This window comes from Thalassospira sp. (genome assembly GCF_030690045.1).
GTDB lineage: Bacteria > Pseudomonadota > Alphaproteobacteria > Rhodospirillales > Thalassospiraceae > Thalassospira.
In genome coordinates this window covers 58,802-70,984 of record NZ_JAUYHK010000018.1, presented here as the reverse complement: position 1 = coordinate 70,984, position 12,183 = coordinate 58,802, and the positions used below count along the sequence as shown (strand labels likewise).

Here is a 12,183-nt window from a genome sequence, read left to right as displayed (position 1 = left end):
ATGGCCGGATTTCGGGCACAATTTCGGAAGTTTCGCGGTCTGTGCCGGGTTTTGTTGCCCTTTGTGCTGTTGATGATGCCAATTGCCGCACAGGCTCGCACCCTGATCATCGAAGGGCTGAACGAAGCCCCGCTTAAATGGGACGATAACGGCGTCATTCGCGGCATTGATATCGACATCATGCGCGACATCCTGTCGGAAATGGGCATTGATGATTATGAATTCCGTCTGGTCGATAGCGGCAAACGCCTGCTTTATAACGCACGAAACGGGTCATCGGACATTGTTCTGACCCTGTCAAAATCGACCGACCGGCAGGATTTTGGCCTTTATCCCGATATTGCACATCTGATTCTGGACTGGCGTTTCGTGATCCGGGCGGCGGATCGAAATCACATCCGGTTTAACGATTTGCCCGATCTTGCCCCCTGGCGTATCGGGGCGGCGGCGGGTTTTTCCTATACGCCGGAATTCTGGAATGCCGGGCTGGATATTGAAACCGTCGCCAAAAATGATTTGCTGATTCCGATGTTATTGCAAAAACGGTTTGATGTGGTGCCGGTCAATTTTCTCAGCACCCTTTATGAAACCCTGGATAACGGCCTGCGCCCGCAATTGCATTTTCTCGAAACCCCGTTGCGCCGGGCGGCCTATTATAATGTGATGTCCAAGGCGTCGGATTACCCGGACAAGGAAAAATTCCTGCGCCGTTATGACGCCATCCTGCTTGCCATGCGCAATAACGGGCGGCTGGCGCAAATTTATCAGGATTACCTTGGCCCGGACGGGCTGGACTGGTGGCGCTCACAACAACAGACAGACTGACCCTACATAAAGCTGTAGGGATCAATATCGATCTGGATGCGGACACTGCCCGGTGTTTTCACCCGCGATAGCCAGTCATGGATCACCGATTGCAGCCGCACCTGTTTATCGACCCGCACCAGAAACCGTCTGCGATACCGCCCGCGCAATAACGATAACGGGGCCGGGGCCGGGCCCAGAACCATCATATTTTCCCCGCGCGGGGCCGCCCGGCCCAGCCGCCATGCGGCTTCGTCCACCTCGTTTTCCTTTTTGCCCGATACAATCAGGGCCGCCAGCCGCCCGTGCGGCGGCATGCCATGCGCCAGCCGTTCCGACAATTCCACCTGGTTAAAGGCATCACGATCCCCCGCCGCAATCGCCTTGATCACGCGATTCGACGGATCGGCAGTCTGCAAAATCACCGTGCCGGGCCGATCCCCGCGCCCCGCCCGGCCCGAAACCTGCGTCATCAATTGATAACTGCGTTCCGCCGCCCGCAAATCTCCGCCCGACAGGCCCAGATCGGCATCAACCACACCCACCAGCGTCAGCATCGGAAAATGATATCCCTTGGCCAATATCTGGGTACCGATCAAAAGATCGACCTCGTGACGATGCACCCGGTCAATCAGGGCGGCCGCCGCCTTTGGTCCGGCAATATTGTCCGATGTCGCAACCTCGATTTTCAAATTGGGGAATGTTTCAACCGCTTCTTCAAACAGCCGCTCCACCCCCGGCCCGCAGGCCGCCAGTTTTTCCTCCGCCCCGCAGGCCGGGCACGAATCCGGGGCCTTCGCCGTATAACCGCAATGATGGCATTGCAATTTTCCCCATGCCCGGTGTTCAACCAGCCAGGCGGTACAATTGGGGCATTGAAACCGGTGACCACAGGCCCGGCACAATGTCAGCGGCGCATAGCCCCGCCGGTTCAGAAACAAAAGCGCCTGTTCCCCGGCAGCAAAGGTTTCCACCAGCCGCTGTTTCAGGGTCGGTGTGATCCAGCGTTGCCGTTCGGGTCGGTCCTGCCGGATATCGACGATTTCAACGGTCGGCATCACCGCCAGACCATGACGTTGCCCCAGTTCCACCCGGTCATACCGCCCGGCCCCGACATTCGCCAATGTTTCAAGCGACGGCGTCGCCGATGCCAGAATAACCGGAAACGCGCCCAGATGCCCGCGGGCCACCGCCATGTCGCGGGCATGATAAATCACGCCTTCTTCCTGTTTGAAGGCATGTTCATGTTCTTCATCCACCACAATCAGGCCCAGATCGCGATAGGGCAAAAACAACGCGGATCGCGCCCCCACCACCAGCGACGCCGTGCCATCAGCCACCGCCCGCCATGTATCGCGCCGCCGCGCCTGTCCGACTTCGGAATGCCACAGGGCCGGTTCCACACCAAAACGGCTGCGAAACCGGTCCAGCCATTGTGCCGACAGGGCGATTTCCGGCAACAGAACCAAAACCTGTTTGCCACGTGCAAGGGCGTCACGCACCGCCTCGAAATAAACCTCGGTCTTGCCGGACCCGGTCACACCATCGAGCAACGTCACCGAAAACCCGTCATCGGCAACCTTGTCGCACAAATGCCCGGCGGCCTGTTTCTGGTCATCGGACAAATCAGGGGCCGGAAGATCAAGATCGGGCCGTCGAAACGGCGACGGCGGATCGACCATCACCCGGCGCAGCAGACCTGCCTCCAGCAATCCCTTGATCACGCTGGCCCCCACCCCGGTTTCGCGCAGGATATCACCCTGTTCCATCGGCGGGTTATCGCGCAACAGATCCAGCACACGCTGGCGCGTCGGCGTCATGCGAATGTCGGCATCGACATTTTCACCGGCAAGGGTGAACAAAAACAATTGCTTGACCGCATCGAGCGCATCGGGTGCGCTCATGGCCATACGCAGCACCGCACCGGGCGGCGTCATGGTATAGGCCGCGACCCAGTCAATAAATTTGCGTGAAACATCCGACAGGGGTTCTGCGGGCAGGAGTCCGTAAATTTCTTTCAGCTTTGCCGGATCAACATCGCCTTTGGCCTCCCCCCACACCACTCCACGTTGCGCCTGCCGTCCCAGCGGAATTTCGACAAAATCGCCCGGCTGCACCACAAGCCCTTGAGGTACAAGATAATCATAGGGACCGGCCAGCGGCAGGGGCGGCAAAACACTGACACTTGCCTGCGCAAACAGATTTCCCGATGTGGCCTTTGCGGCGCTCATATATTATAAACCCCGTCACGATATGCTCGGGCGGACGAAAATTCATTGTCGCTTCGGGCGGACAACAAAACGGTCCCACAGGCAATAGCAGTTATCTGCATCATCGAACAACGGTCTTCATCAGCAGGAAATACAATGAAGTTTTTCATCGACACCGCCGACATCGACGCCATCCGCGAACTCGCCAAATCCGGCCTTGTGGACGGCGTCACCACCAATCCGTCGCTGGTCGCCAAGGCTGGCCGTCCGTTCCTTGACCTGATCAAGGAAATCTGTGAGGTCGTTGACGGCCCGGTCAGCGCCGAAGTCGCCGCCACCGATTACGAAACCATGGTCGCCGAAGGCCGCAAGCTTGCCAAAATCGCCGACAACGTCGTCGTCAAGCTGCCGCTGACCCCCGACGGGCTCAAAGCCTGCAAAACCTTCAGCGACGAAGGTGTCAAAACCAACGTCACCCTGTGCTTTTCGGTTGGTCAGGCCATTCTGGCCGCCAAGGCCGGTGCGACCTATGTTTCGCCGTTCGTCGGGCGTCTGGACGATATTTCGTCCGATGGCATGCAACTGATCGCCGATATTGTGGACGTTTACGCCAATTACCCGGAATGGGAAACCGAAGTCCTGGTCGCCTCGGCCCGTGGTCCGCAGCATGTTGTCGATTCGGCCCGTCTGGGTGCCGATGTCGTCACCATTCCGCCACAGGTTCTGGGCCAGTTATTCAAACACCCGCTGACCGAAAAGGGTCTGGAAACCTTTTTGGCCGACTGGGAAAAAACCGGTCAGTCGATTCTGTAATCTGACAGCGATACACCTGATACCGAAAGTGACACCATGACGGAAATGCCGGAATCCTTGCTGAAACCCGCCCCCAGCGCCGAAGACGTCGCACAGTATCTTGCCGAAAACCCGGATTTTTTCCGGCATAGGCAGAATTTGCTCGATGGTCTTGAAATGCCGGTGCGACAGCATGGTTCCGGCGTTGCCGACATGCAGCACTATATCGTTGAACGCCTGCGGGCCGAAAGCGACAAGTTGCGCGGTGCCACCAGCGAACTGATCCATATTTCGCGATCCAATCTTGAAACCCAGCAGCGCATTCACCGTGCGGTGCTGGCCTTGCTCAATGCCAAGGGTTTTGAAACCTTTGTCGAAGCCTTGCAGGATCTGGTCCCCGATCTTCTGGACCTTGATTGCATTGCGATCTGTTTTGAAGAACATGCACAAGCACCGATTCCCCGATGCGGCGGGCGGGTCCGCCGCCTGACCGCAGGCGCGGTGGATCAGGTTCTGGGCGAAGATCAGGATGTCTGGATGGTGCCCGACCATGCCGGGGACGAGGCGATTTTCGGCCCGCGGGCCGATATTGTCCGGTCTGCCGCCCTGGTGCGGCTTGCCCCATTTTATGGCGATCCGGTCGGGCTTGTCGCCTTTGGCGTCGCCGAACCGGATTATTTCAGTCCGGTACAGGGCAATGATCTGGTGCTGTTTCTGGCATCCGTCATCGAATTCGGGGTGCGCCGATGGTTGACAGCCCCGGAATAAACAATGCAATGACCGCCATCAACCTGCCTGCCGATCTGCGGGCGGCGATTGCCGACTGGCGACAATGGCTGGTGTCTGAACGGCGGGCCTCGCCCCATACCAGCGACAATTATCTGGCCGATCTTTATGCCTTTCTGGGCTTTGTCACCGGCCATCAGGGCCAGTGCCCCGATCTGACCGCCCTGATGACCCTTGGCCCGCGTGATTTCCGAAGCTGGCTGGCGCGGCGCACGATGGACGGCATGGCCAAAACATCCACCGCCCGCGCCCTGTCGTCGTTGCGCAATTTTTACCGGTTTCTGGATCGTTCCGGGCGCGGCCACAATGCCGCCCTGACCACGCTGCGCAATCCGAAATTGCCGCAATCCGTGCCCAAACCGCTGGCACCTGCGGATGCGCTGGCCGTGCTGGACAATGCCGGGGCGTTTCAGGATGAACCGTGGCTGGCAAAACGCAATATTGCGCTGTTTACCCTGCTGTATGGCTGTGGCCTGCGTATTGCCGAGGCGCTGGACCTCAATGCCTGCGACCGGCCCACGGGCGATACGCTCGTCGTCACCGGCAAGGGCAACAAACAGCGTCTGGTGCCGGTCCTGCCAGTGGTGCGCGACGCCATTAACGATTATCTTGCCGCCTGCCCCTATGCCCCCGATGGCATGGACCCGATTTTTGTCGGCGCCCGCGGCAAACGGCTGGTCGCACAGGTGGCGCAACGCGAAATGCGCCGCATCCGCGCCCTTTTGAACCTGCCCGATACCGCCACCCCGCATGCAATGCGTCATTCCTTTGCCACCCATCTTTTGGCCGGGGGCGGGGATTTGCGCACCATTCAGGATTTGCTGGGTCATGCGTCGCTGTCAACCACGCAACGCTATACGGCAGTGGATAGCAATCATTTGATGGCGGTTTATAACGGCACCCATCCGCGCGCCCGTTAATCGATTTATACGCCGATTTTAAAATTTATCGGTTCAATTTGTCCGGCATTCCCCCTTACACTGCGCACAATATGTTGAAAAATACCGGAGAAATTCCATGATTCTGCGTTCCTCGATCCCCTCGCCCTTTGGCCGCAAGGTCAAGATGGCGGCAAAATATCTGGGGCTTTATGACGGACTGACCATCGAAACAGCCGACACCAACAACCCGGACGACAGCCTGCGCAACCAAAATCCGCTGGGCAAAATTCCGGTTCTGATTCTCGATGACGGGCAAAAGATTTTTGATTCGCGGGTGATCTGCGAGTATCTCGACACGCTGGCCAATGGCAAAACCCTGCATCCGGCCACCGGCGATGCCCGCTGGCAGGCCCTGACCCTGCAATCATTGGGTGACGGGATTGTCGATGCGGCAATTTTGCAGGTCTATGAAAAACGCATGCGCCCCGATGACAAACGCCATCAGGACTGGGTGGATTATCAGGCCGACAAAATCACCCGCAGCCTGACGATGCTGGCCGCCAATCCGCCATCCCTGACCGGCGATCTGACCATCGGGCATTTTGCCGTGGCCTGTGCGCTGGGCTATCTTGATTTCCGCTTTGACGGCGCATGGCGGGCCGGTTACCCGGCACTGGTAACATGGCTGGATGATTTCCGCGCCCGTGTTCCGGCCTTTGACACCACCGTGCCACAGGTCTGATTCCGTGATCCGGGGCCTTAATCATCTGACGCTGGCCGTGTGGGACCTTGAACGCAGTTTCGGGTTTTACACGGCTGTTCTGGATGCACGGCCCCTGATGCGCTGGAACACCGGGGCGTATTTGTTGCTCGGCGATATCTGGCTGTGCCTCAGCCTTGCCGACGACGCCCCGAAACCGGCGCAAAATTATACCCATATTGCCCTTGATGTCGCGCCCGATGCCTTTGCCACACTGGCCGAACGCCTGCGTGCCGGTAATATCCCGGAATGGCAGGACAACAAAAGCGAAGGCGCATCGCTTTATTTCCTTGATCCTGACGGCCACCGCCTTGAAATTCATAGCGGCGACTGGCAATCGCGACTGGCGCAGTATCGCATCCATCCGCCTGCTGGCGCGGTCTTTTACCCGCTGCCCGATATTCCAGACATGCCCTGACCGGAGAGAGAAAATATATGTCCCGCCTCAATAGCGTCATCCGCCGCCTGCAAGCCCAGCGCGACTGCCTGAATGCCGCCGCCGATATGATCAAGGATCATGACGGGCTGGTTTTTGAAATCGGTCTGGGCAATGGCCGCACCTTTGATCATTTGCGTGAAACCCTGCCGGATCGGGAAATTTATGTGTTTGACCGGCAAATTGCCGCCCATCCCAAATGTATTCCCGATGAGGATCACCTGTTTCTGGGCGATATTTTTGAAACCCTGCCCCGTGCCGTCGAACGATTCAAGGGCAAGGTCGCGCTGGTGCATTCCGATGTCGGCACCGGGGACGAGGCCCTGAACGCCAAAATCGCCGCCTTTATCGGCCAGACATTGCCAACCGCCCTGATCACAGGTGCGATTGTCGCCTCCGATCAGAAAATCGACGTGCCGGGCACCATCGCCGAGCCGCTGCCCGATGGCGTGCCGCAGGACCGGTATTTCTTCCGGCGTTATCAGGGGTAATATCATGACCGGAACCACACCGCTTGCACCCGGGGGTGCCGACCTTGCCGAGGCTTTGGCCTTTCTTGAAAAATACCCCGATATGCAGGCGATTGACGTGTTTCTGACCGATTGTCACGGTATTGGCCGGGGCAAGACCATCCGCCGTCATGAACTTGAAGGGGTTTATACCGCAGGCCGGGCGCTGCCGATGTCGCTGTTCGGGCAGGATGTGGCGGGCGACGATGTGGCGGCATCCGGCCTTGTCATGACCGAAGGCGGCGGCGACAAACGCTGCTGGCCGATCCCCGGCACGCTCGGCTATCTGCCCCACACCAAACGCGGGCAATTGCTGATCAGCATGTATCACGATGACGGATCACCGGTGGCAGGCGAACCGCGCCCGGCCCTTGCCCGCCAGATTGACCGCGCAAAGGCCGCCGGTTTCACCCCGATGGGCGCGTTTGAACTTGAATTTTATCTGATCGATCCGCAAAAAACGCCCGACGGGCGCTATCGCCCCGCGCCCTATGTCCTGACCAATCGGCACAGCAATCTGCGCAATACCATGTCGGTCGATGAACTTGATGAAATGTCGCCGCTGTTTGATGCGATTTACGCAGGCGCGGCCCATCTGGGCCTGACGCTGGAAACCCTGATTTCCGAATATGCGCCGGGGCAATATGAACTGACCATCCGCTATCGCGATCTGTTGCGGGCCGCCGATGATGTGATCATCGCCAAACGCCTGATCCGCACCTGTGCAAGGCGCTTCGGGCTGGAGGCCTGCTTTATGCCCAAACCCTTCGGCCACGAGGCCGGATCGGGCATGCATCTGCATCTGTCGCTGGCCGATGGGGATGGCAATAACCTGTTTGCCGATCAGCCGGACGGGTCCCTAAGCCCCCTGATGCTTCATGCGATTGGTGGCATTCGCGGAACGATTGGCGATACCATGCTGGTTCTCGCCCCGTTTATGAATTCATGGCGGCGCTTTGCCTCGGCGGTTTATTCCCCGGCATCGGATGACTGGGGCATTGAAAACCGCAATGTTGCCATCCGTGTGCCGGGTCAGCCGGGCAAAACCCGGCATTTTGAACATCGCGTTGCCGGGGTTGATGCCAATCCCTATCTGGTTGCCACCGTCACCCTTGCCGCCGCCCTTGACGGCATCGAACACAAAACCGATCCCGGCGCACCGTCCAATGACGAAATGAACGCCGCCAAAAAACCCGGTGACCTGCCGCAAGGCTGGCTTGAAGCAATTGACCGTTTCGATCAGTCCGCCTTCACCCGACACGCCCTTGGCGATTGCCTGCATACGGCCTTTGGTGCCATCAAACGGGCCGAATATCACCGCATGGCGCTGGAAGTTTCAAACGCGGAATGGGAGCTTTACGGGTTTACGGTGTAGCCACAGGCTACCTCGTGCTGTCGGTCTTGGGCCTCTTTGAGGCTCAGGCCTGGCGGACGTTCTTGTCCATTTCATCGAATTTAAAGGCCGCACGGCGGCGGGGCGAACGGATCGCCTGTTTTTGCCGACCCGTGGTTTTTTCCCGCGCATCAAGGGATCGTTGATCCTGCAAGATCGCGGTTTCCAGATCGCGCGGGTCAATCGTCATCAGACGACCGGCATCCCCGGCATCGCCCTGCAACTGAATTTGCGTCGAAACCGTGCGATACACCGGATAAGTCACACCTTCGGGCAGTTCCTGTATGGTGGTGACGCTATAAGCGCCCGACGGCAGAACTTCTGCCAGTCCCCGCAGGCTGAACCGTCTTGAGAATGTCACGGTTTTGGTAAGGGTGCGCATTGTCATGGGACGTTTCCTTCTGCGTTGGCGGGCCAACAATAAAACAACAAAACGGAGAAGCCCTTGACGGCTGCCCCGAAAACAGGATCGGATGTGGTCTGGCGGATTTCGGTTAAAACGGATGCAGATGACAACCGGTTCTATGACATTCGGGGCCATAACGGCACCCGGCGCGTTTACACGACACAAGGCCCGACATCAAAAACAGAAATCTTCGGATAGAACCGGCACATGAATACCGGCCCTCCTTATACACATTTTTATGACATTTTTGCAACACCAATGTTTGCCGGGGCGTTCTCAAATACCATATTCTGATTGTTGCACGCTGATATTACTGTCAAAAATGGCCCCTCTCTATTACAGGAATTGCGATGAAAAACAGGACACCCCATGCCATCGTTCAGGCACAGCTTGACGCCTATAATGCAAAAGATATCGACGCCCTTCTGAAATGCTATGCACAGGATGCCGAACTTTATGTCTTGCATGGCGACCTTCTGGCAAAGGGCCATGCGGAAATCCGCCCGCGCTTTGAAACCCGGTTTGCCGAGCCGGACCTGTCGGCGGAACTTCTAAACCGGCTGGTTGTCGGCACGATTGTCATCGACCATGAAATGGTCACGCGCAACTTCGCCGCGGGCAAGGGATCGGTCGAAATGGTGTGCGTCTATGAGATTGAGGACAATCACATCCGCAAAGCCAGTTTCTTTACCAAGGCCTAATCCCGCCAGCTTGCCGGATTTGGCATCGCCCCCATTCCCTTGCCTTTGCCCCGCGATGGCGATATTCAGGATTTAACAAAGTCATCAACTTGCAACATCGGTTCCCGCTGATTATCTCCGGGTTGCACAGAGGCGAGACGAGTAAACGCCATGAATCAGATTACAACAATCGCAGAAGCCCGCGCCGATGCGATGTCTGTTACCCAGATTGATCCGACCCTTGATCTTGAAGCGGAGATTGCCCGCCTCAAGAAAGAGAAAAACGCGATCATTCTGGCGCATTATTATCAGGATGGCGAAATTCAGGATATTGCCGATTTTGTCGGTGACAGTCTTGATCTGTCGCGCAAGGCCGCGGCCACCGATGCCGATGTCATCGTGTTTTGCGGGGTGCGGTTTATGGCCGAAGTCGCCAAAATCCTCAGCCCACAAAAAACCGTTCTGCTGCCCGATTCCAAGGCCGGATGTTCGCTGGAAGATTCGTGTCAGCCCGAACCGTTTCGCAAATTCCGCGAAGCCCATCCCGATCATGTCTCGGTCACCTATATCAATTGCTCGGCCGAGGTAAAGGCCGCGTCCGACATCATCGTCACATCGTCAAACGCCGCCGAAATCATCGATCAGATCCCGCTTGATAAACCGATCCTGTGGGCGCCCGACCGTCATCTTGGTGCTTATCTTGCCAAGAAAACCGGGCGCGACATGACGCTTTGGAACGGGTCGTGCATCGTCCATGAACAGTTTTCCGAACGCGAACTGATCCGCCTGAAAACGCAAAATCCGGATGCCAAAATTGCCGCCCACCCGGAATGCCCTGACGGCATTTTGCGCCATGCCGATCAGATCGGGTCAACCCGCGCCATTCTGGAATATGTGATCAACGGCCCGGATCAGAAATATCTGATCGCGACCGAACCCCACATCATCCACCAGATGGAAAAGGCCGCCCCGCACAAAACCTTCATCCCCGTGCCCGGTGCCGATGGCAGTTGTGCCTGCAACAACTGCCCGTTCATGGAACTGAATACGCTGGAAAAACTCTATCTGTGTCTGGTCAATAACGGCCCGCAAATCATCATGCCCGAAGATTTGCGCCTTGCGGCGGTCAAGCCGCTGGAACGGATGCTGGAAATGTCGCAAGGCATTCCGCTCAAACCCGACAGCACGAATGTCGCGGCCTGATATCATCATCACAGCCCCGCACGGCTTTTGTCTTGCGGGGCTGTTTTATGCCCCTTTCCTTCCAAACACGGCAGCCCCTCATGACCGTCCTGACTCCGGCCGAGATTTCCGATTTTATCGACCGCGCCTTTGCCGAGGATATCGGCCCCGGCGACATCACATCGAACCATGTGATCCCCGAAACCGCCCGGCTGCGGGTTGCCCTTGAAACCCGCGAGGATATCGTGGTGGCCGGGCTGGATATCGCCCTGGACTGTTTTCGCAAACTGGTGCCGGATGCCAAAATCCAGGCGCAGTGCAAAGACGGCGACCGCGTGGCGGCCAAAGGCATTCTGGCCGTGGTCGAAGGATCGGCACGCGGCATTCTGACCGCCGAACGCACCGCGCTGAACACCCTGCAACATCTGTCGGGCATTGCCACCACCACAGCACATTATGTCGCCGCGATGGGCAACAGCACCGCGACATTGCTTGATACCCGCAAGACCCTGCCGGGATGGCGCAAGCTGGAAAAATATGCCACCCGCATGGGCGGGGCGCAAAATCACCGCATGGGGCTGTATGACGGGGTGATGATCAAGGACAACCATATTGGCGTCGTCGGATCCATCACACAATGCGTGCAATCGGCCCGTGCTGCCAATCTGCCAAAGATCGAGGTCGAATGCGATACCCTTGATCAGGTTCGCGAGGCCACCGACGCCGGGGCCGATATCATCCTGCTTGATAACATGACACCCGACATGCTGCGCCAGGCGGTTGCCATCGTTGCCGGGCGTTGCAAGACCGAGGCATCGGGCGGCGTGCGCCTTGATACCATCGCCGCCATTGCCGCCACCGGCGTTGATTATGTCTCGGTCGGGCGAATTACCCAGTCCGCCCCGGCGGTCGATATCGGACTGGATGTGGCAATTCTGTAATGCCCGGTCCAATTCCCTTACTGATCCGCACCGCCAACTGGGTTCTGACCGACGGGACAAAAATCCTTGCCGTCCGAACCCGGAACCGGGACAGGTTTTACCTGCCCGGCGGCAAGATTGACGCCGGGGAAAGCCCGCAAGACGCCCTGATCCGCGAAATTCACGAGGAACTGGGTGTCGCCCTGATCCCCGACAGCCTGACCCGGCTGGGTATTTTCACCGGAACGGGCCATAATTTACCACCCGATGCCCGGATCGAAATGACCTGCTTTTCGGCCGGTTACACCGGGCAATTTCAACCCGGTCGCGAAATTGCCGAATATGCCTGGCTGGGCCCGGCGGACCGGTATCTGATGGCCCCGATGGGGCAACGGATTGCCACCACCCTGTGCGATATCTGACC

The 12,183-nt window shown here is 58.0% G+C and carries 14 protein-coding genes; 12 read left to right on the top strand and 2 right to left on the bottom strand.

The window, feature by feature from the left end:
* Window positions 1-825: an ABC transporter substrate-binding protein gene (locus tag Q8O73_RS15375; protein WP_305559070.1), complete on the top strand. Its 825-nt coding sequence runs from the start codon at window positions 1-3 to the stop codon at window positions 823-825.
* A 2-nt stretch (window positions 826-827) separates the two neighbouring features.
* Here Q8O73_RS15375 and Q8O73_RS15370 read toward each other — a convergent pair whose 3' ends face one another.
* On the bottom strand, window positions 828-3,035 hold the full coding sequence (locus Q8O73_RS15370; protein WP_305559069.1) for a primosomal protein N': 2,208 nt from the start codon (window positions 3,033-3,035) through the stop codon (window positions 828-830).
* Window positions 3,036-3,170: 135 nt separating this feature from the next.
* Between Q8O73_RS15370 and fsa the strand changes: the two genes are divergently transcribed.
* The 7 genes from fsa (at window position 3,171) to Q8O73_RS15335 (ending at window position 8,553) form a co-directional block, all read left to right on the top strand.
* On the top strand, window positions 3,171-3,827 hold the full coding sequence (gene fsa, locus Q8O73_RS15365) for a fructose-6-phosphate aldolase (protein ID WP_305559068.1): 657 nt from the start codon (window positions 3,171-3,173) through the stop codon (window positions 3,825-3,827).
* A gap of 36 nt (window positions 3,828-3,863) precedes the next feature.
* Window positions 3,864-4,574: a DUF484 family protein gene (locus Q8O73_RS15360; RefSeq protein ID WP_305559067.1), complete on the top strand. Its 711-nt coding sequence runs from the start codon at window positions 3,864-3,866 to the stop codon at window positions 4,572-4,574.
* Window positions 4,575-4,582: 8 nt separating this feature from the next.
* Window positions 4,583-5,512 (top strand): tyrosine recombinase XerC, encoded by a 930-nt coding sequence (locus Q8O73_RS15355; protein WP_305559066.1) that lies wholly within the window; start codon window positions 4,583-4,585, stop codon window positions 5,510-5,512.
* Between the two features lie 97 nt (window positions 5,513-5,609).
* Entirely contained in the window at window positions 5,610-6,215 is a 606-nt protein-coding gene (locus Q8O73_RS15350) for a glutathione S-transferase (RefSeq protein WP_305559065.1), read from the top strand.
* Between the two features lie 4 nt (window positions 6,216-6,219).
* Entirely contained in the window at window positions 6,220-6,651 is a 432-nt protein-coding gene (locus Q8O73_RS15345) for a VOC family protein (RefSeq protein WP_305559064.1), read from the top strand.
* Between the two features lie 17 nt (window positions 6,652-6,668).
* Window positions 6,669-7,160, top strand: a complete 492-nt coding sequence (locus Q8O73_RS15340; RefSeq protein WP_305559063.1) for a class I SAM-dependent methyltransferase — start codon at window positions 6,669-6,671, stop codon at window positions 7,158-7,160.
* Window positions 7,161-7,164: 4 nt separating this feature from the next.
* Complete coding sequence (locus Q8O73_RS15335) at window positions 7,165-8,553, top strand: glutamine synthetase family protein (protein ID WP_305559062.1); 1,389 nt, start codon at window positions 7,165-7,167, stop codon at window positions 8,551-8,553.
* A 43-nt stretch (window positions 8,554-8,596) separates the two neighbouring features.
* Here the strand turns inward: Q8O73_RS15335 and Q8O73_RS15330 are convergent, their stop codons facing one another.
* Entirely contained in the window at window positions 8,597-8,959 is a 363-nt protein-coding gene (locus Q8O73_RS15330) for a hypothetical protein (RefSeq protein WP_305559061.1), read from the bottom strand.
* Between the two features lie 368 nt (window positions 8,960-9,327).
* Between Q8O73_RS15330 and Q8O73_RS15325 the strand changes: the two genes are divergently transcribed.
* The 4 genes from Q8O73_RS15325 to Q8O73_RS15310 all read left to right on the top strand — a co-directional run bounded on the left by Q8O73_RS15325 (window position 9,328) and on the right by Q8O73_RS15310 (window position 12,181).
* Complete coding sequence (locus tag Q8O73_RS15325) at window positions 9,328-9,678, top strand: nuclear transport factor 2 family protein (RefSeq protein WP_305559060.1); 351 nt, start codon at window positions 9,328-9,330, stop codon at window positions 9,676-9,678.
* 150 nt (window positions 9,679-9,828) lie between these two features.
* Window positions 9,829-10,860: a quinolinate synthase NadA gene (gene nadA, locus Q8O73_RS15320; protein ID WP_305559059.1), complete on the top strand. Its 1,032-nt coding sequence runs from the start codon at window positions 9,829-9,831 to the stop codon at window positions 10,858-10,860.
* Window positions 10,861-10,940: 80 nt separating this feature from the next.
* On the top strand, window positions 10,941-11,780 hold the full coding sequence (nadC, locus tag Q8O73_RS15315) for a carboxylating nicotinate-nucleotide diphosphorylase (RefSeq protein WP_305559058.1): 840 nt from the start codon (window positions 10,941-10,943) through the stop codon (window positions 11,778-11,780).
* On the top strand, window positions 11,780-12,181 hold the full coding sequence (locus Q8O73_RS15310; protein ID WP_305559057.1) for an NUDIX domain-containing protein: 402 nt from the start codon (window positions 11,780-11,782) through the stop codon (window positions 12,179-12,181). The genes nadC and Q8O73_RS15310 overlap by 1 nt, the downstream gene beginning before the upstream one ends.
* Window positions 12,182-12,183: the final 2 nt, after the last annotated feature.